The following is a 24,842-nucleotide window of genomic DNA, read 5'->3' on the forward strand; positions in this document are numbered from 1 at the left end:
GCGGCTGATCGGACCCGCCTTTTGTGTTCTCGCCCTCGCGGGACTCACTCCCACCGCCCTCGCCGGTCTCCGTCGGCTTATCCGGTCGGCCCGTACCGGCGCCACGCTCGCGTCCCTCCTCGCCGCTGCCGCCACCGCGTGTTCCGCCTTCGCTGGAATCATCGTCGTAGAGGTGCTGATCCGGAGTCTGGGAATCGGGATGATCATCGAGGCAGGGGTAGATCTCCTCGGCAGTCATCTCGTTGAACTCTTCGACATAGAGCGCATCCTGGGCGGGGGTAAGCCCTTCGCTGATCAGGATGGGATTGACCGCAAGATCACAGGCGACGTCCCAGCGGTGTTTCTGCCGGTGCAGGCGTCGGGCGAAGTGCGACAGACCGCAGTGCAGGGCCTCATGGGCCAGGATGAACTTGGTCTGCTCAAGGTTCATCCCCTCGATGTAGTCCGGGTTGTAGTAGAACGCGCGCGCGTCGGTTGCGGTGGTCGGGCACCAGCCCTTGTCCGCCGCGATCATCGGCAACCGAAGTACCAGAGCACCGAGAAACGGCTTATCCAGGATCAGCCGTGTCCGCGCTGCACTCAGTTTGGTTTCAACATCGTTGCTCATGGCAAATTCCAACCACGGAGAATCATTTTATATCCGGGAACCCCGTGGTCCGAGTGCGTCCCGTGGTCAACAACACATCACAGGTCATACAGCATCACGTCGGCGACGGACTGCGCCCAGGGGGCGAACTCGGGGACGGAGAAGAGATCCTGGCCGATGGCCCGGTGCAGATCCGACACCAGCATCACACCCATCTCCCGCTCGGAGAAGCGGCCGGCGTAATCGAGAATGGGTCCGTACACCGCCGGTCCGTTACCCTCGTTCCTGGCGCGCAGGGCACGACCGACCAGGGCCGAGGCGACGGCGTACTGCAGATCGATTTCGCGGGGCACAGGGACCGCCTGGCGTTCCAGGATGGCGTCGATGTCGGGCAGGTTGTCCATGTTCTCGACAAAGGCCGACAGCTCTATCCCGGCGGCGGGGCCCACGCAGGCCTGCAGCGAACTGAGCAGCAGCTCGGGATATTCACCGAACTTCTGCAGCGCCCGATGGGTAAACTCCCAGGAACGCGGCGAGGGGAAAGCCATGGGATTATGGGCCGGATCGAAGTCGAACAGCAGTTCCGGCCGGAAGCGCAGGAAGGCGATCACCCGCTCGTCGATGCCGTTGGCGTAGGCCCAGCTCACCCAGTCGTCCAGATGAGTGTCCACCTCGAAGTGGGCAAAGCGATTCGCCAGCGGCGCCGGCATGACATAGGTCACACCTCGATCCCCCTGGCGGTTTCCCGCGGCGAAGATCGCCCAGCCGTCCGGGACCTGATATTCACCCAGTCGCCGATCGAGAATCAACTGATAGGCAGCGGCCGAGACACTGGGTGGAGCCGAAGTGATCTCGTCCAGAAAAAGAATGCCCTCGGGTCCGTGCCGCCGGGCATCCGGCAACAGGGCCGGCGTTGCCCACTCGACGTGCTCTCCGCTGCGGAACGGGATGCCGCGCAGGTCGCTCGGCTCCATTTGCGAGAGCCGGACGTCGATGACCGGGATCTCGTGTCGCTGTCCCACCTGGGTCACCATCTGGGATTTCCCCACGCCGGGCGGACCCCACAGCATCACCGGCGTGTGATGTCCCTCGCGAGTACTGGAAAATTCACGCTCGAGAACACTGGTCACGTGTGCAGGACGCATGGACACTCCCCAAAAAAATATTCAAACCAGAAAAAACTCCGCCCCAAATAGCACGATCACTCGACGGAGAAACCAACCAATAGTTTAGCAGAATTGTCGGAATTACGAAAAACCCTTTCGACCACGGGGAACACGGGGCGCACGGGGAAAAAAACCCGAACAACCTGTTTTACCCGGTGGTTACCCGTTCTTCATTGACGCGGGCCTGTGCAGCAGAGGGATACGGCCCCTGAAGAACTTAACGACTTACCCTTGCATTTCAAACCACGGGAACACGGAGCGCACGGGGGAGAAAATAACCCGAAAACTTGTTTTACCCCGTGGTCCCCGTGTACCCCGTGGTTACAAGTTCTTCATTGATTCGAGGCTGCACAGGGCAGGTGGTGCTCACAAGGACGAAAGGGAAATTCCGCGGAGATTCGGGACTCATCTTTCCGAACGAAGCGGAGCTAACTCGCCCGTGACGCGGAAGCGCCGATAGTCATCCAGGATGGTGGCATGATCAAAGGCAAGCGGCCGGGGGGGCTGGTCGGGGTCGTAGACCCCCAGTGCCTTGGCATCATCCCGGGCGACCGGTTCGCCACGGGCCTCGGCGATATAGACCACGCTCACCGTATGCCCCCGTGGATCACGCCCGGGGTCAGAATAGCAGCCAAGCAGCATTTTGAGAGTGATATCGAGGCTGGTCTCTTCCCTGGCCTCGCGGACGGCCGCCCTCTCGAGGCTTTCGCCGACATCGACAAAACCGCCGGGCCAGGCGTAACCGTGGGGTGGATTGCGCCGTTCGATGAGGACGATGGGACGCCCCGGCCGATCCACCAGCTCGATAATGGCGTCGACGGTCACCAATGGTGTCTCGGGGCGCCCCATTGCGACTAGCCCTCCTGCTGTCCTTCCTGCTGCTCGGCCACCTGCTTGCGCACGTCATCCATGTCCAGCTCGCGGGCCTTCTCGATCAGCTGTTCCAGCTGCGCACCCTGCAGTGCGCCCGGCTGGGAGTAGATGATGATCTGATCGCGGAAGATCATCAGGGTCGGAATCGAGCGAACCTGGAAATGAGCAGCGAGCTCCTGTTCCTGTTCAGTATTCACCTTGGCGAAGGTGATGTCGTCGTACTTCTCCGAGATCTCCTCGAAGACCGGCCCAAAGGATTGACAGGGACCACACCAGGTAGCCCAGAAATCCAGCACAACGAAATTATTACCGCCGATGATTTCGTCGAAATTGTCTTTGGTTAGTTCTACAGTTGCCATATTGCGTCTCCCCGTCGGTGGGCTCGGCGGTAATCACACCGCCCACAAAACAAAAGCAGGCCGAAGCCTGCGCCCTTTACTGATATCCCAGTATACACAAGGGGCCCGTTTCTAGGAGCCTGTCCGAGAATAGCGACCATCACGAGGGCGAGGCTGCTTGAGTCAGATTTTTCGGTCATTTAAGGCGAATAGCGGGTTTATTACGGGAAATCCGGCCAATCAGGCTTGGCCGCACGACTCCAGGGATGGAGGAGTTAGAGCGAAGCATGCCGCCATGGATGGCGGTAGTAGAGAATGTCTGGAACCTATTCTCGAGGATGCCCGAGCCGAGTAGGTCAGTCTATTCTCGGACAGGCTCCTAGCTTACTCCTGCCCCTTGTTGAAACGGATGATATGGCGACGTTGGCGCTTGTCGGGCCGCCTCTCGGGGCGGGGTTCACCCGCGGCCAGCAACCGACGATTCTCCGCCTGGGTTACACGGCGTTTGCAGCTCTCCTCCGTCTCGTCGTAGAGCTTTTGCGCCTCGGAGGCGGGACCGCGCCGGCCGGACAACCCCGTTACCACGATATCGAAGCGGGTGGTCCCCTTGGTGATGGTGAGCTCGTCTCCAGCGCGTACGGAACGCGATGGCTTCACCCGCCCCCCGTTCAGGTGCACATGGCCGCCGTTGATCGCCTCGGTAGCCTGGGGACGGGTCTTGAAAAAACGCGCAGCCCAAAGCCACTTGTCGAGTCGGACCTCCTCCCGTCCTTCGTCTTCTGACCCCTGCTTACGCTGTCTGGCCATTATTCCTCTCCGTTGGCTTCGGCTCGCACCAGTAGTTCCCGGTAGAAATCGAGGGGCAGCAGCGAGTGATCGACGGTTTCGCAGGCAGGGCAGCACTGCGACAACATGACCCCGAGCGCGTTGTCATCATCGTAGATCTCGCCCTCCAGATGGCAGTATTCGATCATTCCCTCGTAGCCGCAATCGGTACAGACGCCCCACACCGACAGCTCGACAGGTTTCATAGAGATTCGATCCGGAATGGGCGATGGTTTAGTGTACCGGATCCATCCTGGCCACCCAATTTCAGCGCGGGTCGCGGGAACAGAGGCACGATTTCATCACGGATCGCGCCGGGGGCAGCCCTTCTACCCAGGGCAAAGCCCCGACAGGAGCTGCGTCTGCAACCCGGAGCCACATCCCGTTATAATCGCTCCCACATCCAGCCATTGGCGAAATCATCCATGGAAGTTCTCTATCCCGCCCTTGCCCTGTTGATCGGTGCCGGCCTGGCCGCCGCCATTACCTATTCACTGACAAGATCCCGCCTGTATGATGCGGTGGCGGCGGCGGAGAACCGTGGCAGAGCCGAGATCGTTCACCTGGAGCGACTGCTCTCCGAGCGAGAGCAAGCGCTCAGTCGCGCTGAACAGGAGGCCGTTGAATTGCGCGAACAGAAAGCGCAACTGGCGGAGGAAAAGGCCCGCCTGTCAGAAAAGGCCGAGCAGTCATTAGGGCTGAAGGAGGAAGTCGAGCAACTGCGGAAAATCCATCAGGCCGAGACGCGGGAATTGAACCAGGCATTGGCGAAGGCCGGCTCCACAATCTCCACACTCAACACGCGACTCGAAGAGCAGGAGAAGGCCAACGCCGAACGGTTCAAACAGTTGGACGAGGCCAAGACCAAAATGGCGGCCGAATTTGAAAACCTCGCCAACCGGATCCTCGACGAGAAGAGCCGCAAGTTTACCGACCAGAACCAAACCCAACTCGGCGCACTTCTGACTCCTATGCGCGAACAGTTGGATGGCTTCCGAAAGAAGGTGGAGGAGATCCATGTTGCCGATGTAAAGGAGCGCAGCTCACTGGGTGAGCAGCTCAACCAGCTGCGGGAGTTGAATCAGCAGATCAACCAGGAAGCCGTCAACCTCACCCGGGCCCTCAAAGGTGACAAAAAGGCACAAGGCAACTGGGGTGAACTGATCCTGGAGCGGGTATTGGAACAGTCGGGGCTACGCAAAGGTACCGAATATGAGACCCAGGGGGCCTTCCGCAACGATGAAGGCAAGCTGTTAAAGCCGGATGTGGTGATCCACCTTCCCGAAGGCAAGGACGTGGTGGTCGACTCCAAGGTATCTCTTCTGGCCTATAACCACTACGTGAACGCCGAAGACGACGAAAGTCGGGCACACGCTCTGCGCGAGCACGTGCAGGCCGTGCGTCAGCATATCGACCAGCTCTCCGGGAAGGATTACGGCGCTCTGAAGGGATTGCGCTCCCTCGATTTCGTGCTCATGTTCATGCCCATCGAGCCGGCCTTTGTCGCCGCCTTCCAGGCCGACGAAAAACTCTTCGCCGACGCCTTCGAACGGCGCATCGTGGTGGTAACCCCGACCACCCTCCTTGCCACCCTGCGCACCATCGAGAATATATGGCGCTATGAGCGACGGAACGAGCATGCCCGCGACATCGCCGACCGGGCGGGCGCGGTCTACGATAAACTGCGCGGTTTCGTCGAGGATCTGGAAAAGCTCGGCAACCAGCTGGATACCGTCCATGGCACTTACGAAGGGGTGATGAACAAACTCACCCGCGGGCGCGGCAATCTCATCAGCCAGTCACAGAGGTTTCTGGAGCTGGGGGTCAAGGTCAAAAAGGAGCTGCCGAAGACCATCCTGGAGCAGTCCGATATCGGCTCCGAAGAAACCCGACCGGAGGAGACTCGACAAGAAGAACCCAAAGAGATACCCACGGTGCTGGCCGAGAGCGAAACGAAATAGCGCCAGTCAACAGCGGCGGTTACGGGCGAGTTTCGCCGCCATTTGGCAATGGAAAGCGCACTTCCGCACGCAGGCCACCAAGCGAGCTCGATTGCTCCAGCTTCAAGATACCCTTGTAATCCTCGACGATGGTACTGACGATACTCAGCCCCAAGCCATGGCCGGGGCTGGACTCATCCAGCCGCCTGCCCCTCTCCAGCAGGGCCTTGCACTCGTCCGGAGGACACCCGGGACCATCATCCTCGACGACCGCCTCCAGTGCGCTGCCGCTTTCTGCCAACGAAATCCGGACTCGGTGCTTCGCCCACTTGGTGGCGTTATCGATCAAGTTGCCGAACAGTTCGAGCATGTCATCCCTGTCCAGCGGGTAGGCCTTTCTCGGCGAGACCGATAGAGCAACATCGAGTTGCCGGCCATGGTGGAGCCGCTCGATGGTGTTCACCAGCGGCGGCAGATCCTGGGCGGGTCGAAACAGCTGACCCGGGCGACCGGCACCGGCAACCCGCGCCCTGCGCAACTCACGATCGACACGCTGGATGATGGTATCGAGGGCCCGATGGATGGAGGTGCGCTCGTCAGCAGGCAACGGCAAGGTGGGGTCGCCCGCAATCTGGTTGAGGCGGCTAAGCGGGTTCTTCAAGGCATGGGTGAGATTACCCAGGGCATCACGGGAGCGCTGCAGCCGTTTCCCGGTGACGGTAAGCAGGTGATTGATCTCGTCGACCAGCGGCCGGATCTCTTCGGGCACATCGGTTGCGAGCTGATCGAGCTCTCCCGAATTGAGCCGCGATACTTGTCGGCGCAACCGAATGAGCGGAGCCAGCCCACGCTGCACGAGCCGGCGCTGGATCAATAAAAGCCCAATCAGGGCCGCCAGGGTGACCAGGCCATAGGCGAACTGAAACCCGCGAATGGGAGCGGCCAGCGGTGACAGGTCCTCGGCCACGATAATCCGCACCGTTTCACCGCCCTTCTGGTAACGACCGGCAACTGCGATGAGCGGTTGCTCCTGCGGCCCGGAAATCTCAAACGTCTGCTCGCGTGCACTGGTTTGCGGCACCTTGAGCGTGTCGTCCCACAAGGAGCGGGAGTACAACTCCCGGCCGGGCAGTTCGATCTGATAGTAGTGCCCGGAAAACGGTCGCCGATAGACAGGGCTAATGGCTGCTTCGCTCAATCCCAGGCGACCATCGGCGTCGGGCTCCAGTACCGCAAGCAGTCCTTCCGCATCATGGAAAAGCCGTTCCTCGACATAGCTTTCGACAAGATTGCGGGTGAACAGGCTGATCGCCCCCCACTGAACAGCGAACAGGAGCACCAGGCTGATGCCGAGTCCGAGATCAAGACGGCGCCGGAGCGAACTCACAGCGAATCCCGAAAGATATAGCCCTGTCCACGCCGCGTCTCGATGTGCTCCTTGCCAAGCTTGCGGCGAAGCCGATTGACGTACACCTCGATGACATTGCTGTCGCGGTCGTCATCGTACTCATAGACATGATCCGAAAGGCGCAGCTTGGAGAGCACCTTGTTGGGATGCAGCATAAAGTAACGCAGCAGACGGAATTCGGTGCCGGTCAGTTCGTGTGTGTGGCCCTCTTCATCGATGACCTGCTGCCGCTCCTCATCCAGCCGCAAACCGGCACACTGCATAGTGCCCTCGGCCCGGCCGGCCATTCGGCGCAGCAGTGCGGAAATACGCGCCAGCAACTCCTCGGTGTGGAACGGCTTGGCCACGTAATCATCGGCGCCCGCCTGCAGTCCGTCCACCTTATCCTGCCAACCGTCGCGGGCGGTCAGAATAATGACCGGCACCCGGTTTCCGGCCGAACGCCACGCCTTCAGTACTTGCAGCCCCGGCTTTTTCGGCAACCCGAGATCAAGGATAATCAGATCGTAGGGCTCTTCCTTCCCGAGAAATTCCGCCTCGCTGCCGTCTGCCGCGATATCGACGACATAACCCGCCCGGCCCAGGCTCTTCTTGAGCCGGGTGGATAGCTCGTGATCGTCTTCAACCAGCAGCAGGCGCATGCGGATAACTACCGGTTGCTAAAAGCAGGCACTTGCATCAGTCCCTGTCCTCGAAGCCGAGAAACTCCCCGGTGCCGGCATCGAACAGCAACTCCTCGACCCGTCCCTCCGGGGTCAGTAATTTCAATTCATAGCAGTAGCCTTTCCGGCACTCCTGATGCTCCCGGCCCTTGCCGGGCTTCTCCAGTTCAACCTCCAGCACCTGGCCACTCTGCACCGCTCGTGCCGATTCGAGGATCTGTTCAAGGGGCAAGAGTTGGCCCGACTCACGCAGCCGGCGTGCCGTTTCATGGTCGTCATCGGCCACAAGCGGCGGGCTGAGCAGTACGGCCAGAGCAAGGATTGCCAGGATTCCCAAGAGCCACAGTGGTCGGCGGATGATCGTCGTCATCGGATTAGTCTACCCGTCCATATCCGGGGATCACAATCGAGTCATCATCGTAAATCCCCTCTTCCGCACCCCGATGGCAGGCCGCACAATTGCTGAAGCTGCGGACTTCGGGATTGTCCTCGACCAGCCGGCGCGGTACCTCATCGTGCTTGGCGATAAAATAGCGGGTCTCGACAATACTAATCGGACGTTCGTCCGGAGCGATACTGCGGTTGAACCGGCGTGAACGCTTGGCATCGGATTTCTCCGCGGAATTAGCGACCAGATAGGCGAGCAGCTCCTGGTGCATGTCCGGCGGCAACTCTGCGTTGTCACCGAAATGGTCTGCCAGTCCATCCATAAGCCGCTCCCAGGAGCGGGATGGTAACAGGCCGGGCTGATAGGCCAGGTGGCAGGCACCGCACTCGGACTGATACAGATCGTTATTGACCGGCATTACCCCCGGGGTACGCCGGTCCGATGAGCGGTATTCGTGCTCTTCCGATTCATGGTCCTCATATTCGCCTTCATCGCTCTGGACCATGCCGCTGAAGACGAACAGTCCCAGAAGGCCAATTATCACTGCCCCCACCGTCATTATCGGTCTGTCCATTATGGTCTCTCCCTATTGCGTTCGGATGTAACTGAGAAAATCACCCTTTTCCTGGGCCGTGCAGGCGCGGCCAAGGGTCCACTTGCAGTTCCGGTAGAGCCATTTGGTGATCTCCCGTCTTTTCGTCAACCGCTCCGGGTTGTGGGAAGGCGCCAGCGATTCGATAGGCTTACCGGTTCGGACGTGTTTTCCGGCTGCGGTCAGATCGTCGGTATGGCAGGAGGCACAACTGCGTCCCTCCTCGCCTTCGGCACGCCACAAGCGGTGCCCATCCTCTGGGCTGAATTCCCCGGCGCCATCCCGCTGATACTCCTTCAGCAGATCATCCACCGGACCACCGGCCGCATGGACCGGCGCCATTATCAGCAGGCCGGAAAGAATCAGTAAAATGGGTAAAAAGCGAGGCATCTTCAACTCCCTATCCTGGCTTGCGTCCAGTGATCATGGCGCGAATCAGATTCTCGCCATGCAGCAGACTGATCGCGATTACGGCCGCGATATGGATGGTCACCAGCAGCAAGGTGAAATTGGCAAAAAACTCGTGGATATCTTCAAAGACGCCGCTCGCCAATACCGTGCTCGCGAGCGGACCGCCGCCCTCCGCCCCATAGGCGGCCAGACCGGTCAAAGTGGTCAGCAGCAGGCTGCCGAGCAGGGCCAGGATCATGGCGCCGCCGGCCGGGTTGTGACCGATATAGCGCCTTGCCCGGTGTAGCAGCAGGTCCTTCAGATAGGCAACGACCGTGGCCGGCCCGAATACGAAGTCGGAGAAGCGGGCATGGCGGCTGCCGATAACGCCCCAGATCAGACGGAACAGCACCAGTCCGACAATCACATAACCTGCATAGACATGCAGCGTCATGAAGTCGTCTTCGGTGATGTAGGCAACGGTAAACGCCGCCACCAGACTCCAGTGGAAGAGCCGGATCAGCGGGTCCCACACCCTTATTGGATTTTGCGCGGTCATCGACTCGCCCTTCAGTTCAACTGTGCGGGCAAGCCTACCGGGTGAGCCTTAAATCAAGCTGAAAGCAAAACGTCAGAACAGCCATCCGCAGACGCTCCCTCCCAACCGTAAAGTAGTGCAAAGAGGCGCAAATGCACCTCAGGCTGGTGCCACGGATTCCAGTCGTACTGGTACAGTATGCGCATCCGGCTGGAACCGCTCGGAATCGCACTCCGGCGGCAAGCCAGTGCCTTGTTCGGGTATTAAAGACATGAAGCGTATTCGGATAATCTATCTCTCGGCCCTGCTGTTGCCGGTCCTCCTCTGGCTGGCATCCGACCCCGAAATCTGGTCGGCCAGCGGCTTCTTCCCGATCCGCAACACGCTGGTGCAATTGACCGGAATCATCGGCATGAGCGTTATGAGCGTCGCCCTGTTTCTTGCCATCCGACCCGCCCGCATAGAGCCGCTGTTCGGCGGGCTCGACAAGAGCTACCGCCTGCATAAATGGCTGGGTATCAGCGCGCTGGTCGTTGCAGTGATTCACTGGCTCTGGGCGCAAGGCCCCAAATGGGCGGTGGGCTGGGGGTGGCTGGAGCGGCCGGCCAGGGGAAGGGCGGGCCCGCCGGCAGACGCCCTGGAACACTTCATGCGCAGCCAGCGGGGACTGGCAGAGAGCATCGGTGAATGGGCATTTTATGCCGCTGTGCTCCTGATTGTGCTCGCACTTATCAAGCGTTTTCCCTACCGCTACTTCCACAAGACCCATCGGCTAATTGCCATCGTCTACCTGTTCCTGGTCTTTCATGCGCTGATACTGTTCAAAACCGATTGGGGAAGCGCCATAGGGCTGTTATTGGGGTCGCTCATGGCGGTTGGTGTGATTGCCGCCTTCACCTCGCTGTTCGGCAAGGTCGGTTGCCGCCGCCGCGCCGTTGGCGTAGTGGAAGAGCTGGAGCACCATTCAGAGGACCGCGTACTGAAGGTGGTGATTCGGCTGATGGACCGCTGGGCCGGGCACAAGGCGGGGCAGTTTGCGTTCGTCACCTTTGATCGCAGTGAAGGTCCCCATCCCTTTACCATCTCTTCGGCCTGGAGCGGTGATGGAAAGCTCCGGTTTCACATCAAGGCGCTCGGCGACTACACCACCAACCTGCCCCGAACGTTGCAGGTTGGTGACCTCGCCACGGTCGAGGGACCCTACGGCTGTTTCGATTTTCGCGGCAACAGACCGGGCCAGATCTGGGTGGCAGGCGGTATCGGCATCACCCCCTTTATGGCGCGAATGCAGTCCCTGTCCCACCGGGCACACGAGCAGCCTGTCCATCTGTTCTTCAGTACCAACGCCCCGGACGAGCGCTTCATCGCAGACCTTCAGCGTTTGGCAAAAAGCGCCGGGGTGACACTACATATCTACGTCCCGCACAGGGACGGCCATTTGACGGCGGAGCGGCTGGTCGCGACGGTACCGGAGTGGCAGCGGAGCGACGTCTGGTTCTGCGGTCCCGCCCCATTCGGCGCCAGCCTGCGCCAGGGCCTGATGGCACACGGGTTATCCGCCGATGACTTTCACCAGGAGCTGTTTTCCATGCGGTGAACCGAGTCCCCCTCGAACAGCCGAAGGGCTAAGGTCCTATTCACGGCAATGGTCACCGCATTTTCCGGCCTTGGCTATTGCATCAAGTTCTGTGACGGATCAAGCACGTTTGTTACCCCGCGTCCGTACGCTCCCACGCTTCGCCGATCCCGCCATGAAAGGTGGGGAAGGCATAAATCACGCTACACAGTCTGCCAGCGATGCACAGCGAGCGAGAGCATGCCACCGAGGATATAATGAGGGGCTCGGGCAACGTTTCACCCGGATTACATCATGCGTCACCCAGGGGGCCCGGTAGTCGATCTCGACGAGACCCAACCAATCGCTCTACGTCAGCTGGTCACGTTGCAAGCCGAGCTCAACATTCTCCGGGCGCCTTCCGCTCTATTACGTCGGCAGCACCAGTTTGTAATCCAGTTGTCTTTGCAAAGCTCGTCACGTATCTTCCTAACCGGGTTAAGAGCTAACAATGAGAAATATAAAATGAAAAAAGCGAGTAACACAGTTCTATTAGCCACTCTTCTGTCCTCTTCTGCTCTGGCAGCTCCCGCCGGCACCAACTACGCCGGTGGTCAGTTCGCTCAAGTGACCTACGATGAGTCCGGCTTTGATGAATTCAAGCCAACTGCGCTGATCGGACGCTTTGGTCACTTCTTCTCTCCGAATTTTGCCCTCGAAGGCCGGCTTGGAACCGGACTGTCTGATGACAGTAAAACCTACTATGAGTCTGGTTATGTCGTTGACCTAAGTTTTGAAGTTGACAGCATTATTGGGGTTTACGGAGTGGGACACTTGCCGGTAAACGATGTTTTCTCAGTTTACGGCCTTGCGGGCTACAGCAGGGTGGATGCCACTGTTGAAGCAACGGCTACCGATGGCTTTTCTACAGCCTCCATTTCCGAGAGCGGTGATGAGTCTGGCTTCTCATTGGGCGTGGGCGCGGAAGTGAACGTCGGCCCAAACGCTGCACTCACACTTGAATACGTGTCGTATCTCGACGAATCTGACTTTACAGTCGATGCTCTGAGTGCCGGTTTAAATTTCAGGTTCTGAGGACTTGGGCGACACGGATGTCATTCTCTTTCCGCCCTTCCTTCCCACCTTTTCACCACGACTTTTCGAGGGGGATACCAAAACATATCCGCTTGGGCGCCCCCCAGCCATCCTAGTGTTCTGTTACACGGCTAATGGCGCCTTCAGCGAGGGTCCGTTTACCCCCCGCAGCGCAAAAAACGTCTCGTCGATAATGGATCGGATTTCCGCCAGCTTAATGGGGACGCTTTCATCGTCGCTGCCAACCAGCAGCGCCATTCCGCGGTGTTTCTGGATATACTCCAGCGACTCACGGAGTTGGTCAATATAAGTCAGCCCATGCCGTTCCTTTTCAATGGCACGAATTGATGCATTCCGCTCTGAAATAAACAGATGTCCCAACAGGACGAGCAGTACGAGGAAACCGAAGAAGAGGAGAAGAAGGCTCTTCGAATTACTCACACCTACGCGCCGTTCAAGGAGATTCATTGGCGAAAACTGGGAAAAGGACCCACAGGTGTAGAACGAACGGGTCTGTTCCAGAGAATGCATTAAATACTTCCGAAAGTCTCTGCTTATGGCAAAGCCGACCGATGCCCCCTTTCCCGGCCAAACGCCAATCAACACGCCTGCCGGCCGCGCCACAGGGAGCGTGCAATGTTCATGCGGAAGGCGGTGGTAGACAATGCATGGAGCTTACTGTCGAGGGAAGCTGCCGTCGGGCATACACGGATAAGATGATTGCTCCTGCATAATCTTCACTTCCTACATCCCGGTATGTCGTCTTCACAGCGTACCTGCTGTCAAAAACTTAGTTCGCTCGCCGGCACCAAAAATGTGAGTAGGCGTTCCTCTTGTTCAAGCCGTTTTTTTGGCACACCGAATAGGCATTGTACAATAAGCGGTCACCTTCAGGCCCGTGGCGTAGCGATCCCGATAGGCAGGGGCACAGCTAAAAACTTTCCCTGCCCCCCTTCGGCGGGGTAACCTTCCCGTTTTTAACCGCCCGACGGGCGAACCCGTTAGCCGGGATGAACTCCATCTCGCACTTGACGGCCTGAAGGCCGCGAGACCACCTGCCGGCCCCTATATCGGAGTGAAGAGCGTGGATTCAGGAAATTCAGATCCAATTCAGGAGACTGTAATGCAACCACTGGTCGGCCTCATCATGGGGTCGGTGTCGGACTGGGACACCCTGCAACACACGGCCGAGATGCTGGAAAAGCTCGGTGTTCCCCATGAGGTGAAGGTCGTCTCCGCCCACCGCACGCCCGACCTTCTGTTCGAATACGCCAGCGAAGCCGAAACCCGTGGACTGGAAGTGCTCATTGCCGGTGCCGGCGGTGCCGCCCACCTGCCGGGCATGGCCGCCGCAAAAACCTCCCTGCCGGTGCTAGGGGTGCCGGTGCAGTCCAAGGTACTGAATGGTGTCGACTCTCTGCTCTCGATCGTGCAGATGCCGGCGGGTGTACCGGTGGGAACCCTCGCCATCGGCCGGGCAGGTGCCGTTAACGCGGCGCTGCTGGCAGTCAGTATCCTCGGCAACAAGCATCCGCAGTTCCGCAAGGCGCTGCATGCCTTCCGGCAGGAGCAGACCGAACGGGTCCTGGAGCAGCCCGATCCGCGGGAGGCTACATGAAGGTCGGTATTATCGGTGGTGGCCAGCTGGCGCGGATGCTGGCGCTCGCCGGTCACCCGCTCGGCATCGAGACGATCGTGCTCGATCCGGCATTCGACGCCTGTGCCGGGGCCGTTACGCGGCAGTTGCGGGGTGCCTATGACGATCGCAACCAGCTCAAGGCGCTGGCGGACGATGTCGACGTCATCACCTATGAATTCGAAAACGTGCCCGAACAAGCGCTGCAATCCCTCGCCGATCTGGCCTCGGTCTATCCCTCTCCGAACGCACTGGCGACGGGTCGCGACCGCCTGCGGGAGAAAACCCTCCTCAGTATGACTCTGGGCATCCCCACCGCCCCGTTTGCGGCTGTCGACTCACGCGAAGAGCTGGAGAGTGCCGCTGCCGACATCGGCCTCCCCGCGGTCCTGAAAACCCGCACCCTCGGCTACGACGGCAAGGGCCAGTACGTACTGCGAGGCATCGAAGATATCGATGCGGCCTGGGGCCAGCTCGGTAGCGTGCCGCTGGTCCTCGAGGGTTTCGTCGAGTTCGAACGTGAGGTCTCCATCATTGCCGTTCGCAGCCGTAATGGTGAAATTCGCTGCTATCCATTGATAGAGAACGTCCACACGGATGGCATCCTGCGACTCTCCCACTGCCGTCCCGGAGACCCGCAGCAGGCCACCGCCGAGGACTACATCGGCCGTCTCCTCGATAGTCTGGGTTACGTCGGAGTCATCGCCCTGGAGCTTTTTCAGGCCGACGACCGACTGCTCGCCAACGAAATGGCGCCGCGCGTACATAACTCCGGGCACCTGACCATCGAGGGCGCGGAGACCAGCCAATTCGAGAACCACCTGCGTGCCATCTGCGGCCTGCCGCTCGGCCAAACCACCCCGGTCGGCTACAGCGCCATGCTGAACCTGATTGGCGACCTGCCCGACCCGGCTGCTGTCCTCGCTGTCCCCGGCGCTCACTTCCACGCCTACGGCAAGGCTGCGCGCGAAGGTCGCAAGGTAGGGCACATCACGGTACGGGCAGAGAACACAACCGAGCTGGAAAGACGTATGGAAAACGTGCGTGATACGCTTTCCACGTAAATAATTAATCCGGGTGAAAAGAGCCGGCTTAGGGGCGAATAGCGAGGCGTCATGGCTGGCTATTTAGGCCACCAGATTCGAAACCGGGCCCCGCGCGGCTGATTTTCGATCACGTCGATTCGACCGCCATAGCCATGCACGAGTTTTTTGACCAGGGCCAGACCGATCCCGGCGTGCACCCCGCCATCCTTGCCCCCGGTCGATGCAAACATCCGAAATACCCGTTCCCGCTCATCCGGCGGGATCCCCGGGCCATTATCCGCGATGTCGAGATGCCAGAACTTGACCTCATCCTGGGCCGATATCGTGACTACTCCGGATTCCGGATGGTCGTGATGGGCTGCCGCATTGATGATCAGGTTCTGGAAAATCTGCCTCAGATGCAGCGCATTGCCACGCAAAGTGGGCATGGGCGCCCTGATTTCGACTCGAAAATGGACCGGAAGGGGTAATTCGTCTGACAGCTCCTGCAGCAATGGCCCTAGTGGTACCCGGTCGTGCACTTCGATAATCGTCCCCCCTGCCCTGGAATAGATGAGCAGTCCTTCGATGAGGTCATCCATACGCTGGACCCGCTCTCGCATCAAACGCATCCGACGTATCAATTCAACGTCCATTGATTCAGCGCCATCCTCTTCGATTGAGGACGCCAGCTGCGAGACGGCCCGCAGTGGCGCCCTGAGATCATGGGAGGCGATATAGGCGAAGTTCTCCAGTTCCGCATTCATGGTCTGGAGCTGTTCGGTGCGTCTATTGAGCTCATCGGTTCGAAGCTCCACCAACTGACGGACCTGGGCTTCCCGCCCAAGCAGCATTCGCAGGTAAGTCGACAGGATGACACCAAAGAGAACGCCGCCGATACCAATGACCAGAGGTCCCCATGGCGAAACCACAAAAACCCCGGGTTGCGATACGGCAATGACGCGCCAATCCACTCCAAACAGGTTCACCATGCGAGTGAGCCTGCGGCTACCGGGAAACGGGCCTATATTGGGACCCACCGGCCGAAACACTCTTCGGGACTGGTGAAAATAACCCGGTACGTCGGCACTGGCATCGGCGATGAACAAGTCCATGGAGATCGGCTCGGAAGGGCGAAGAACCGCCTCCAGCAGGAGGTCAACGCGATAAATCCCGGAGATAAAGCCAAGGAGTTCCTGATCACCTCCGCGCTCTCCGAATACCGGCCGAACCACCCGGAGGCGAGTTATTCCATGCGCGCGATACCAAGGTGACAGCGAAGAATCCCGTCGTTGCCGGGCCTGCTCCAGGAGGACTCGCGGCACCGGATCATTTTGCGGATCGTCATCGGCACCAACGGTGAGTGTGTGACTGTAATGGACCGGAAATAGTTCCTGGCCCGATGGAGTCTCCTCTTTGGCGAGCCACTGTATTGCCAGCAGTTCCGGCTGCTCCGACAGTTCGGCACTCTGTGCCAGATTCCGGAATTCCTCCTCGGAAATTTCTCCACGTTGGAAACCGAATACGGCCGCCATTCGCCTGAGGGGACGGAGCTCAAGTGTTATTCCGCTCTCGAGCCAATGAATCCGCTCACTGACAGTCAGCTCGAAGTGAGTGGCATGATTGGTATCTTCCAGCCGATAGAGAGCCGTCGCAACCACCAATCCAAGCAAGGCCGTTACAGCGAGCACAAACCACGGCAACCAAACTTTTTGTATAGAAAAACGTCCGACCACCGCATGGAGCCTCTCGATCAATCAAACTTATCAAAGTCAAGCTCAACAACGAAGTGGCGGCTGACAGAGGGGCATCCGAAAAAGTTCCGATGGCATAAATTGCTTAAGCCTACTACCCATGAGCATAGGAGTAATCGGGGGAAATGGAACGATGGCTGACAAGGAAATCACGGCGAGATGGGAGAGCTATTCGTTGCCGCGTCTTTTTGCGATGTTCCTGTCGCCGCTGGCGCTGCCGAAGCCCCATCCTGTCCGCAACGACATGAATGCAACTGCTCGCCGTGACGCCATGCGGGCCAACCAGCGTCACGTACAGACTTACCTCGGAGCCTACATCGACCGTTCGGCCCGGGGCATCGCCGGCTGCATGATCGCTTATTTAGTGAGCCTGTATCTGCTGGGAATTCCGCTGCTGGTGATGGCGGCGGGATTCACAATGCTGGCCGCATTTTTACACGTGGCCGTTTTGATCTTTTGGAAACAGCATCTGGACAACCGCTTCGGGCCGGTCGAACCACCCGAGTAAATAAGTGCCTTGTAGCTCTCCGATGATCGGACTCGTCACGCCTCACTGTAGGATTTGTCCTACAAAAAAATGAGGGAACGCCTACAGACCTCGCGGGAACGGTGTGCCAGTATTTCTGGAGAACGGAATCGGGGGGAATTTCTCGAAAGGAAAACGGGGAGTCACGGACGACACTGTCTTCTCAGACACAATCCGCCAGGGCCGCGCCGGGAAACCGCCGCGGCCTTTTTATTGCCGTAGCTCCGGCTATCATCATTGAAAGCCGCTCCCGCAAAAGGCTTGCCATAGCGGCTTGCAACAGCGGCGCAACCTTTCATCTCCCATCAGGCGGCCCGAGGCTTGTAAAGTATCACTTCACCCTTCTCTACCGCTTCCCGGTACTCGGTCAGTAGCTTCTCCAGCTCGGAATGGCTCGCGTCGCTGGGTCGGCTGATAAATTCCGATAAACTCGCCTGCATTGCGCGGCTCCAAAAAGTGCGCTTTGTCTCTTCCATGCTTACTCCTTACTTTTTATTCAGTGCAATGCGCTGCGGCAGCTGCGGGTGGCGTTTCCATGAATCCAACGCAGATGCCGGCTTCCTGAAAACGCTCTACATGATGTTAGTTTAATGCCTTCGGCTGAACCGATTCGATGGCGCTGTTCACATTTCGGAATCGAACTTATGCGCAGACGCCTTGCTTCGCAAACTGGTCCTAGGGCAGACGTCCGTAAAGATACGACAGATGATGCAGCTTTTCCGGGAGCCCTTCGGGAATCATGTCCCAGCTAAAGCGCCACTGCCAGTTATCGGCTGTGGTTCCCGGAATATTCATCCGGTGCTCGCTACCGAGGGCCAGGGCATCCTGCAATGGAATCACGGCCAGTTGCGCCACTGATACATAGGCGCAGCGGATCAACGGCCAGGGGATCGATTCAGCCGGGTTACCAAGATAGTCCAGGACCTGCGCACTGGTCTCGTGCGGCAGGCTGTCGAACCACCCCACCGTGGTGTCATTGTCGTGGGTCCCGGTGTAGACCACACTGTTGACTTCCTGATTGTGCGGCAGGTAAGGGTTATCCGGGCCACTATCAAAAGCGAACTGGAGGATTTTCATGCCCGGCAGAGCGTATTTGTCGCGCAACTCCAGCACTTCGGGAGTAATGGTTCCAAGGTCCTCAGCCACCACTGGCAACGGATCGAAACGCTCTCGCAGTGCCGTGAAGAGCTGATCGCCGGGCGCTTCAACCCAGCGGCCATTCATCGCGGTTTCCTCATGAGCAGGAACTTCCCAAGAGGCCTGGAAACCCCGGAAATGATCGATGCGCACTAGATCGAACAGCGCCAACTGCGACTCCATCCGGTGCACCCACCACTCGAAGCCGTTGGCTTCCAGCCACTCCCAGTCGTAGTGCGGGTTGCCCCAGCGCTGACCGGTCTCTGAGAAATAATCGGGAGGAACGCCGGCCACGACCGTAGGATGACCTTCGTCATCGAGAAGAAAGCACTCACGACAGGACCAGACATCCGCACTGTCGTGGGCAACAAAGATGGGCATATCGCCGAAGATGCCGATGCGGTTCTGGTTGGCGAAGGCCTTCAGATTCCACCATTGACGGAAGAATATATATTGTTCGAAGTAAATCAGGTCGAGCTCGTCGGCCTGGGACTGGTCGAGCTCCCGCAGCACCGCCTCGTCCCGATCACGCAGGGAGGCAGGCCAGTCGGTCCAGCCCTTATCCTCCTGCATTTCCTTGATAACACGGAATAGCCCAAAATCAATCAACCAATCGGCATTGGCTTTTAAGAATCGGGCAAAATCGGCATGATCTTCCTCTCTGCCCCGGGTCTGAAAGCCATCGCGCGCTTCACGTATCAGGCGCTGCTTGGCTTTGGTGTCGAAGCCCTCTAAGCGACTCTCATCGAGCCACCCCCACTCCACCAGTTTCTCGATACTGATGAGATCGGGATTACCGGCGTGCACCGAGAGGGCCTGGTAGGGCGAGCGATCGCTATGGGTGGGGCCGATGGGCAATATCTGCCAGACGCGTTGACCGGCGGCGACGAGAAATTCGACAAACCGAAAGGCCTCCGGTCCGAGATCGCCCGTTTCCCAACGCCCCGGCAGCGATGTTGGTTGCAACAATATCCCTGCGCTCCGTTCCTGGAGGGGGCTGTGGGCTACAGGTTCGGTCATCGCTCAGTGTGCCTCCTTGCCGCGACGCATAACGCCTCCCGTTGCCGGGGTGCCTCCTCCATGAGAAATAATATGAACCAACTCTTCGGGTGGTTCGGCTCCAATCAAACGATACAACTCGCACAACTGTAGCCGATAGAGCCGTTCGAAATCGCGTACCGAATCGGACGGGTTGTAGTCTCCAAACCACCAGAACCAGTCGGAACCTTCGCAAATCGCCAACTGATGTTCGGCTTTGACCAGCCGCTGGCCCTTCAGTTTTCCTTTGGCCACGGCAGTGTCAAACGCGCGCTTGGCATGGCCGAGCAGGTCCCAGCCACGATTTTTATCCGGATCGCCGATCCAGGTTGAAAATGTGCCGTAGACCCAACTGCCCGCCACCAGGTGCGGCAGTGGCTTGGATTCTATTCCCCCTTCAATGACCTCGGCAAACGTGGTCAATTCGAGGTCGGGATGTTCTGCGAGCCGGCGATAAAGGGTTGCCAGAAAAGAGTAGCCGTTGTTCGCGTAGTGTTCCCAGGCATTTTCGCCGTCAAGGATGATAGGCACGATGCGGTTCGGTTCGTGGGCACAGGCCTTTCCGATGTTTTCCAGATGATGAATCAGGTCGCCGACTGCATCGTCGGCACGCCAGTCGGCGTAGGTAAACCCGATCAAATCGGACAGGCCGTCGTCCCGGAAAAAACAGTGACCTTCGGTTCCCTCGAGCCGAAACGGACGGTGAATGCAGTCTACCTCCATCCCGCCGTTCCCGAGACTGTTGCGCAGAACACTTTCGCCAGTGGCCACCCAGGAGAATCCCGCGGCATCGAGTGCTCTGACGGTTGCATCACTGATGCCGCCTTCCGACGGCCAGCAGCCGACCGGGCGAAAACCGAAATGGCGCTCGAAGACACGCAACCCCTCCTCGATATGCCACCGCACCCGCTCCTCTCCCCCTGGATAAGCGGACATTTCGGGCATCGGGGCATCCGGCTGCGTCTCGCGCGCAGCGTCGATCTCCAGCAGCAGGGGAATGATCGGGTGGGCATAGGGGGTCACCGAGAGCTCCACCTTTTTCGACTCGGCCAAGCGGCGATAACGATCCAATACGCCGGAGAGCAGTTCGGCAATCACTTCCAACAGCTGGCGCCGCTGGTGCAGCGAGAACTCCCGCCCATGATCCATGAGCTTACGGACACGGTCATCGCCACGGCGTACCGTCTCCCCCATCCACGCAAGGTGGTACCAGGTCACCAAATCGGCGAAGAACTGCTCTTCCAGATAGGTGGTCAAGTGGGGCTCTGCCAACATGTGCCGGGCCAGCTGGGCCAATTCCTGAAAGGGCTCGAAGCGCTGGATGAGGCGTTTCTCGTTGGCCCTCAGGCAGCTGCGGATGAGTTCGACCCGCTCCTCGGCACTGCTTGGGAAGGCGGGGCTCACCAGGGAAGCCAGCAGCGGGTCCCGAATCGGGCTTTCCGTATCGAGATACGCCCGCACCTGTTCGGCATAGTCGTCGATTTGTTCGAGGAGGGTTGGGGCAAAGTTGACTACTGCCCGTGCTCCCGGGATCTCCTCGAGGATCGCCGCCATATCGACGTAATCCTTGGTGGCATGCAGGTAGGTCCACGGCAGCCGGTATTCACCATTTTCACGGTCAAAATAATGGGGCTGGTGCATGTGCCAGCACAGCACAACCTTCAGGGGCGACTTATCGGACATGGTGGAGTGACTGTCCGAGCATCTCTGGGCAAACCAGAACGATGCCGCCTTCGCTTACGTGAAAACGTTTGGCGTCCTCCACCGGGTCCTCGCCGATCACCATTCCCTCCGGAATGACCACCCCCTTGTCAATCACCGCACGACGGATTTTGGCGTGCCTGCCGATAGTGACATCCGGCAGCACCACCGAATCATCCACCCGGGCATGGGAATTGACATATACATTCGAAAACAGCAGAGAATGGTGGACCTGTGCGCCCGAGATGATGCATCCACCGGAAACCATCGAGTCCACAGCCATGCCCCGGCGATCCGGATCGTCGAAAATAAATTTGGCCGGGGGCAGCTGGGCCTGGTAGGTCCAGATGGGCCACTCGGTGTTGTACAGATTCAGTTCGGGGGTGACGCCAATCAGCTCCATATTGGCCGCCCAGTAAGCGTCGATGGTCCCCACATCCCGCCAATAGGCCTGTTTCCCGGTCTCCGGATCCCGAAACGGATAGGCGTAAACGTTGCATTTATTGATGATATTGGGAATGACATCCTTGCCGAAATCCCGGGAAGATTCCGGGTTATCGGCATCGCTAATCAGTTGTTCATAGAGGAATTCACGATTGAAGACATAGATGCCCATGGAGGCCAATGCCTCGTTTTTTCGTCCGGGGATGGGGTCCGGATCGGCCGGTTTCTCCCGAAAGTTGGTGACTTTCCACTCATCATCGATCCCCATTACGCCAAACGAACGTGCCGTCTCCAGGGGAACCTCGAAGCAGCCGATGGTCACATCGGCGCCCTGTTCGACGTGATAGGCAAGCATGGGGCCGTAGTCCATCTGATAAATGTGATCGCCGGCCAATACCAGTACATACTCCGGCTGGTGGAGCCGAATGATATCCAGGTTCTGATAGAGTGCATCGGCGGTGCCCGCATACCAGCCCGCATCGATGCGCTGCTGCGCGGGAAGGATCTCTATGAACTCTCCCATTTCGCCCCGGAAGAAGTTCCAGCCGTGCTGCAGGTGGCGAATCAACGAGTGAGATTTGTACTGCGTCAGCACTCCCATGCGGCGAATGCCGGAATTGACACAGTTGGACAGCGGGAAGTCGATAATCCGGAATTTGCCCCCGAACGGAACCGAGGGTTTGGAGCGCCAGCGCGTCAACCCTTTGAGACGCGTGCCACTGCCACCCGCAAGGATCAGTGCCAGGGTATCGCGGGTGATGCGGCTGACGAACCGCGGAGTCATCTTCACGGGCATGCGCAATTTTCCCCTTTTGTTATCGAATTCACTCCGGTTTAGAGCCTCCGCCCATTCCGGTATGCTGGAGTCTGTTTCTTCTTTGCCTAACGAGTGACGGGAGCCCAAGGCTTGACCAGCTTAACATCGCTTAATGAAGCACATGTGAAGAACCTGTCCGGGGGAGAACGGAAAATCCTCGAGGCACGGCATCATGATCCTTTCGAGGTCCTGGGGCGCCACCCGGACGGCGACGGCGTTGTGATTCGGGCTTTTTTGCCGGGTACGGCAGAAGCCGCCATAGAAAGCCGTGACCGACCGTTGCCGATGGAACGTATCCCTCATACCGACCTGTTTGAATGGCGCGGCAAACCCGACGCGGTTCCCGAACGTTACCTGTTGAGTCTCATCGATCATTACGGTCGCACTCGGACACTGCACGATCCGTACGCTTTTCCTCCCCGCCTCGCCGATTTTGATTTGCACTTGTTCGGCGAAGGGCAGCACCGACACCCCTATCGGTTTCTCGGTGCCCGGCTAGTAAGTGTAGACGGTATCGGCGGTGTTCTCTTTGGCGTGTGGGCACCGAATGCCAACCGGGTGAGTGTAGTCGGCGAATTCAACCAGTGGGATGGACGCGCACACCCTATGCGATCGCGTGGCGGTTGCGGTGTATGGGAGCTGTTTATTCCCGAACTGGAACCTGGCATGCTCTACAAGTTCGAGCTTCGGGACCGCGCCGGCGGCATCCACCTCAAGACCGACCCCTATGGCCGCCGCTTCGAATTGCGCCCCTCGACGGCCGCTATCGTGGAGGGGCCGGACGACTACACCTGGAACGATGCGGACTGGATAGCGGAGCGCGCCTGCCGTGACTGGCAACACGCCCCCCTTTCCATCTACGAGGTCCACCCGGGCTCCTGGCAGCGCGAGGAGGATGGCCGGTTTCTGAACTATCGGGACTTGGCCCACCGGCTGGTCCCCTATGTGCTTGAAAATGGTTTCACCCATATCGAACTGCTGCCCGTCACCGAACACCCCTTCGACGGCTCCTGGGGCTACCAGGCCACCGGCTATTTCGCCCCCACCAGCCGCTTCGGGACACCTGATGATTTTCGCTATTTCGTCGATCTCTGCCACCAGAACGGCATTGGTGTCATCCTCGACTGGGTACCGGCGCACTTCCCCAAGGACGATCATGCCCTGGCCAATTTCGACGGCACGCCCCTCTACGAGCATGCCGACCCGCGCCGGGGTGAACACCAGGACTGGGGTACCTACATCTTCAACTTCGGCCGCAAAGAGGTTAAGGCCTTTCTCATCGCGAGCGCGCTTTACTGGCTCGAGGAGCTTCACCTGGACGGCCTGCGTGTGGATGCCGTCGCATCGATGCTCTACCTCGACTATTCCCGCGAGCCCGGAGAATGGCTCCCCAACATTCATGGGGGACGGGAACACCTGGAGGCCGTCGAATTCCTGAAAGAGCTGAATACGGTGGTGCACCAGCAGGCCCCCGGTGTGCTCACCATGGCGGAAGAATCGACCGCCTGGCCGGGTGTATCACGCCCGGTAAGCGACGGCGGCCTGGGCTTTTCGCTGAAGTGGAATATGGGCTGGATGAACGACACCCTCTCCTACATGCACAAGGACCCCATCCACCGCCGCTGGCACCATGACCAACTCACCTTCGGGCTCATGTATGCCTTCACCGAAAACTTCATGCTTCCCTTCTCGCATGACGAGGTGGTGCACATGAAACGCTCCATGCTCGACAAGATGCCGGGGGATGAGTGGCAGCGCTTTGCCAACCTGCGACTGCTCTACACCTACCTCTTCACCATGCCGGGGAAAAAGCTGCTGTTCATGGGCAACGAGTTCGCGCAGCGCCGGGAGTGGAATTTCGAAGGGCCGCTGGACTGGCATTTGCTGGACTACGAAAACCACAATGGCGTAAGGTCGCTGGTCGCCGACCTCAACCACCTTTATCGGAATTCTCCGGCGCTGCATGCCCGCGACTTCGAGCCCGAGGGATTTCAGTGGCTGGACTGCGATGACGCAAGCTTCTCACGGCTGGTCTTCACCCGCCGCGGTGGTGGCCACGAGTGGGTGGTGGCGCTCAACTTTACGCCCGTGCTGCATCACGACTATCGCCTGGGAGTACCGGGATCCGGACAGTGGGAGATCGTCTTCAATTCCGATTCCCGGTTCTACGGCGGCAGCAATGCCGGCCCCTCGGGCCCCATTACCAGCCGGCCGGTGCCCGCCATGGGCAAGGAGCATTCCATCGAGATCGCTCTGCCGCCGCTGGCGGGTGTAATCCTCAGGAAGCTATCTGAAGCGCCGCTCCCTGCGCGCTAACTCCTTGATGAACATCGCCGCGGGGGCGCGCCTCCTACCAGGTCTGTGCCTCCGCTGGACCGGTAGGAGGGCCGCCCCCGGCGCGATGTGCC

General features: G+C 59.1%; 25 protein-coding genes. 7 read left to right on the forward strand and 18 right to left on the reverse strand.

Going from position 1 to position 24,842, the window contains the following annotated elements:
- The 6 genes from Q7L05_RS12130 to Q7L05_RS12155 all read right to left on the reverse strand — a co-directional run.
- A partial coding sequence (locus tag Q7L05_RS12130) for a vWA domain-containing protein (RefSeq protein ID WP_411293338.1) occupies nt 1-607 on the reverse strand: 607 nt, incomplete at its 3' end.
- A gap of 77 nt (nt 608-684) precedes the next feature.
- A complete protein-coding gene (locus Q7L05_RS12135) occupies nt 685-1,731 on the reverse strand; it encodes an AAA family ATPase (RefSeq protein WP_303906835.1) in 1,047 nt (348 codons plus the stop codon).
- A 426-nt stretch (nt 1,732-2,157) separates the two neighbouring features.
- Nucleotides 2,158-2,601 (reverse strand): NUDIX hydrolase, encoded by a 444-nt coding sequence (locus tag Q7L05_RS12140; RefSeq protein WP_303906837.1) that lies wholly within the window; start codon nt 2,599-2,601, stop codon nt 2,158-2,160.
- A 5-nt stretch (nt 2,602-2,606) separates the two neighbouring features.
- Nucleotides 2,607-2,984, reverse strand: a complete 378-nt coding sequence (trxA, locus tag Q7L05_RS12145) for a thioredoxin (protein WP_303906840.1) — start codon at nt 2,982-2,984, stop codon at nt 2,607-2,609.
- Nucleotides 2,985-3,347: 363 nt separating this feature from the next.
- The gene (locus Q7L05_RS12150) at nt 3,348-3,770 is read right to left on the reverse strand and encodes an RNA-binding S4 domain-containing protein (RefSeq protein ID WP_303906843.1); all 423 of its coding nucleotides are present in this window, start codon (nt 3,768-3,770) and stop codon (nt 3,348-3,350) included.
- Nucleotides 3,770-3,994: a hypothetical protein gene (locus tag Q7L05_RS12155; protein ID WP_303906846.1), complete on the reverse strand. Its 225-nt coding sequence runs from the start codon at nt 3,992-3,994 to the stop codon at nt 3,770-3,772. The genes Q7L05_RS12150 and Q7L05_RS12155 overlap by 1 nt, the downstream gene beginning before the upstream one ends.
- Before the next feature lie 219 nt (nt 3,995-4,213).
- Between Q7L05_RS12155 and rmuC the strand changes: the two genes are divergently transcribed.
- Complete coding sequence (gene rmuC / locus Q7L05_RS12160; protein ID WP_303906849.1) at nt 4,214-5,749, forward strand: DNA recombination protein RmuC; 1,536 nt, start codon at nt 4,214-4,216, stop codon at nt 5,747-5,749.
- Between the two features lie 19 nt (nt 5,750-5,768).
- On the opposite strand, the gene Q7L05_RS12165 is transcribed toward rmuC, so the two are convergent.
- From Q7L05_RS12165 to Q7L05_RS12190, 6 genes are read right to left on the reverse strand one after another with little or no spacing between them, the layout of a single operon-like run.
- On the reverse strand, nt 5,769-7,115 hold the full coding sequence (locus Q7L05_RS12165) for a sensor histidine kinase (protein ID WP_303906852.1): 1,347 nt from the start codon (nt 7,113-7,115) through the stop codon (nt 5,769-5,771).
- Complete coding sequence (locus Q7L05_RS12170) at nt 7,112-7,777, reverse strand: response regulator transcription factor (protein ID WP_303906855.1); 666 nt, start codon at nt 7,775-7,777, stop codon at nt 7,112-7,114. The genes Q7L05_RS12165 and Q7L05_RS12170 overlap by 4 nt, the downstream gene beginning before the upstream one ends.
- Before the next feature lie 37 nt (nt 7,778-7,814).
- A complete protein-coding gene (locus tag Q7L05_RS12175; protein WP_303906858.1) occupies nt 7,815-8,168 on the reverse strand; it encodes a PepSY domain-containing protein in 354 nt (117 codons plus the stop codon).
- 4 nt (nt 8,169-8,172) lie between these two features.
- Entirely contained in the window at nt 8,173-8,760 is a 588-nt protein-coding gene (locus Q7L05_RS12180; RefSeq protein ID WP_303906861.1) for a diheme cytochrome c, read from the reverse strand.
- Nucleotides 8,761-8,772: 12 nt separating this feature from the next.
- Nucleotides 8,773-9,168, reverse strand: coding sequence for a DUF1924 domain-containing protein (locus tag Q7L05_RS12185; RefSeq protein ID WP_303906864.1), 396 nt, complete (start codon nt 9,166-9,168; stop codon nt 8,773-8,775).
- Nucleotides 9,169-9,178: 10 nt separating this feature from the next.
- On the reverse strand, nt 9,179-9,727 hold the full coding sequence (locus Q7L05_RS12190) for a cytochrome b/b6 domain-containing protein (RefSeq protein ID WP_303906867.1): 549 nt from the start codon (nt 9,725-9,727) through the stop codon (nt 9,179-9,181).
- 250 nt (nt 9,728-9,977) lie between these two features.
- Between Q7L05_RS12190 and Q7L05_RS12195 the strand changes: the two genes are divergently transcribed.
- Both Q7L05_RS12195 and Q7L05_RS12200 read left to right on the forward strand, forming a co-directional pair.
- Nucleotides 9,978-11,303, forward strand: coding sequence for a ferredoxin reductase family protein (locus Q7L05_RS12195; protein ID WP_303906870.1), 1,326 nt, complete (start codon nt 9,978-9,980; stop codon nt 11,301-11,303).
- A 483-nt stretch (nt 11,304-11,786) separates the two neighbouring features.
- Complete coding sequence (locus Q7L05_RS12200) at nt 11,787-12,356, forward strand: porin family protein (RefSeq protein ID WP_303906873.1); 570 nt, start codon at nt 11,787-11,789, stop codon at nt 12,354-12,356.
- A 123-nt stretch (nt 12,357-12,479) separates the two neighbouring features.
- Here the strand turns inward: Q7L05_RS12200 and Q7L05_RS12205 are convergent, their stop codons facing one another.
- On the reverse strand, nt 12,480-12,797 hold the full coding sequence (locus tag Q7L05_RS12205; RefSeq protein WP_303906875.1) for a hypothetical protein: 318 nt from the start codon (nt 12,795-12,797) through the stop codon (nt 12,480-12,482).
- Nucleotides 12,798-13,479: 682 nt separating this feature from the next.
- On the opposite strand from Q7L05_RS12205, the gene purE reads away from it, so the two are divergent.
- Entirely contained in the window at nt 13,480-13,974 is a 495-nt protein-coding gene (purE, locus tag Q7L05_RS12210; protein ID WP_303906877.1) for a 5-(carboxyamino)imidazole ribonucleotide mutase, read from the forward strand.
- The gene (locus tag Q7L05_RS12215) at nt 13,971-15,056 is read left to right on the forward strand and encodes a 5-(carboxyamino)imidazole ribonucleotide synthase (protein ID WP_303906879.1); all 1,086 of its coding nucleotides are present in this window, start codon (nt 13,971-13,973) and stop codon (nt 15,054-15,056) included. Before purE ends, Q7L05_RS12215 begins: the two co-directional genes overlap by 4 nt.
- 59 nt (nt 15,057-15,115) lie before the next feature.
- Here Q7L05_RS12215 and Q7L05_RS12220 read toward each other — a convergent pair whose 3' ends face one another.
- Nucleotides 15,116-16,720 (reverse strand): sensor histidine kinase, encoded by a 1,605-nt coding sequence (locus Q7L05_RS12220; protein WP_303906881.1) that lies wholly within the window; start codon nt 16,718-16,720, stop codon nt 15,116-15,118.
- 184 nt (nt 16,721-16,904) lie between these two features.
- Between Q7L05_RS12220 and Q7L05_RS12225 the strand changes: the two genes are divergently transcribed.
- Nucleotides 16,905-17,279: a hypothetical protein gene (locus Q7L05_RS12225; protein ID WP_303906884.1), complete on the forward strand. Its 375-nt coding sequence runs from the start codon at nt 16,905-16,907 to the stop codon at nt 17,277-17,279.
- 323 nt (nt 17,280-17,602) lie between these two features.
- Here Q7L05_RS12225 and Q7L05_RS12230 read toward each other — a convergent pair whose 3' ends face one another.
- The 4 genes from Q7L05_RS12230 to glgC all read right to left on the reverse strand — a co-directional run bounded on the left by Q7L05_RS12230 (nt 17,603) and on the right by glgC (nt 22,413).
- Nucleotides 17,603-17,773, reverse strand: a complete 171-nt coding sequence (locus Q7L05_RS12230) for a hypothetical protein (protein ID WP_303906887.1) — start codon at nt 17,771-17,773, stop codon at nt 17,603-17,605.
- Nucleotides 17,774-17,972: 199 nt separating this feature from the next.
- Nucleotides 17,973-19,454 (reverse strand): 4-alpha-glucanotransferase, encoded by a 1,482-nt coding sequence (gene malQ / locus Q7L05_RS12235; protein WP_303906889.1) that lies wholly within the window; start codon nt 19,452-19,454, stop codon nt 17,973-17,975.
- 3 nt (nt 19,455-19,457) lie between these two features.
- Entirely contained in the window at nt 19,458-21,155 is a 1,698-nt protein-coding gene (locus Q7L05_RS12240; RefSeq protein ID WP_303906891.1) for a glycoside hydrolase family 57 protein, read from the reverse strand.
- Complete coding sequence (gene glgC / locus Q7L05_RS12245) at nt 21,145-22,413, reverse strand: glucose-1-phosphate adenylyltransferase (protein ID WP_317623126.1); 1,269 nt, start codon at nt 22,411-22,413, stop codon at nt 21,145-21,147. The genes Q7L05_RS12240 and glgC overlap by 11 nt, the downstream gene beginning before the upstream one ends.
- Nucleotides 22,414-22,557: 144 nt before the next feature.
- Between glgC and glgB the strand changes: the two genes are divergently transcribed.
- Nucleotides 22,558-24,750 carry a 1,4-alpha-glucan branching protein GlgB gene (gene glgB, locus Q7L05_RS12250; RefSeq protein ID WP_303906893.1) on the forward strand — a complete coding sequence of 731 codons (2,193 nt, stop codon included), beginning with the start codon at nt 22,558-22,560 and terminating at the stop codon, nt 24,748-24,750.
- The last annotated feature ends 92 nt before the right edge of the window (nt 24,751-24,842 follow it).

This window comes from Thiohalomonas denitrificans (assembly GCF_016841685.1).
Taxonomy (GTDB): Bacteria; Pseudomonadota; Gammaproteobacteria; order Thiohalomonadales; family Thiohalomonadaceae; genus Thiohalomonas; species Thiohalomonas denitrificans_A.

Excerpts from the sequence above, each read along its gene's own strand:
- Q7L05_RS12135 (WP_303906835.1), bottom strand. The coding sequence starts at position 1,731 with ATGCGTCCTGCACACGTGACCAGTGTTCTCGAGCGTGAATTTTCCAGT.
- Q7L05_RS12140 (WP_303906837.1), bottom strand. The coding sequence starts at position 2,601 with ATGGGGCGCCCCGAGACACCATTGGTGACCGTCGACGCCATTATCGAG.
- trxA (WP_303906840.1), bottom strand. The coding sequence starts at position 2,984 with ATGGCAACTGTAGAACTAACCAAAGACAATTTCGACGAAATCATCGGC.
- Q7L05_RS12150 (WP_303906843.1), bottom strand. The coding sequence starts at position 3,770 with ATGGCCAGACAGCGTAAGCAGGGGTCAGAAGACGAAGGACGGGAGGAG.
- Q7L05_RS12155 (WP_303906846.1), bottom strand. The coding sequence starts at position 3,994 with ATGAAACCTGTCGAGCTGTCGGTGTGGGGCGTCTGTACCGATTGCGGC.
- rmuC (WP_303906849.1), top strand. The coding sequence starts at position 4,214 with ATGGAAGTTCTCTATCCCGCCCTTGCCCTGTTGATCGGTGCCGGCCTG.
- Q7L05_RS12170 (WP_303906855.1), bottom strand. The coding sequence starts at position 7,777 with ATGCGCCTGCTGCTGGTTGAAGACGATCACGAGCTATCCACCCGGCTC.
- Q7L05_RS12175 (WP_303906858.1), bottom strand. The coding sequence starts at position 8,168 with ATGACGACGATCATCCGCCGACCACTGTGGCTCTTGGGAATCCTGGCA.
- Q7L05_RS12180 (WP_303906861.1), bottom strand. The coding sequence starts at position 8,760 with ATGGACAGACCGATAATGACGGTGGGGGCAGTGATAATTGGCCTTCTG.
- Q7L05_RS12185 (WP_303906864.1), bottom strand. The coding sequence starts at position 9,168 with ATGCCTCGCTTTTTACCCATTTTACTGATTCTTTCCGGCCTGCTGATA.
- Q7L05_RS12190 (WP_303906867.1), bottom strand. The coding sequence starts at position 9,727 with ATGACCGCGCAAAATCCAATAAGGGTGTGGGACCCGCTGATCCGGCTC.
- Q7L05_RS12195 (WP_303906870.1), top strand. The coding sequence starts at position 9,978 with ATGAAGCGTATTCGGATAATCTATCTCTCGGCCCTGCTGTTGCCGGTC.
- Q7L05_RS12200 (WP_303906873.1), top strand. The coding sequence starts at position 11,787 with ATGAAAAAAGCGAGTAACACAGTTCTATTAGCCACTCTTCTGTCCTCT.
- purE (WP_303906877.1), top strand. The coding sequence starts at position 13,480 with ATGCAACCACTGGTCGGCCTCATCATGGGGTCGGTGTCGGACTGGGAC.
- Q7L05_RS12215 (WP_303906879.1), top strand. The coding sequence starts at position 13,971 with ATGAAGGTCGGTATTATCGGTGGTGGCCAGCTGGCGCGGATGCTGGCG.
- Q7L05_RS12225 (WP_303906884.1), top strand. The coding sequence starts at position 16,905 with ATGGCTGACAAGGAAATCACGGCGAGATGGGAGAGCTATTCGTTGCCG.
- Q7L05_RS12230 (WP_303906887.1), bottom strand. The coding sequence starts at position 17,773 with ATGGAAGAGACAAAGCGCACTTTTTGGAGCCGCGCAATGCAGGCGAGT.
- malQ (WP_303906889.1), bottom strand. The coding sequence starts at position 19,454 with ATGACCGAACCTGTAGCCCACAGCCCCCTCCAGGAACGGAGCGCAGGG.
- Q7L05_RS12240 (WP_303906891.1), bottom strand. The coding sequence starts at position 21,155 with ATGTCCGATAAGTCGCCCCTGAAGGTTGTGCTGTGCTGGCACATGCAC.
- glgC (WP_317623126.1), bottom strand. The coding sequence starts at position 22,413 with ATGCCCGTGAAGATGACTCCGCGGTTCGTCAGCCGCATCACCCGCGAT.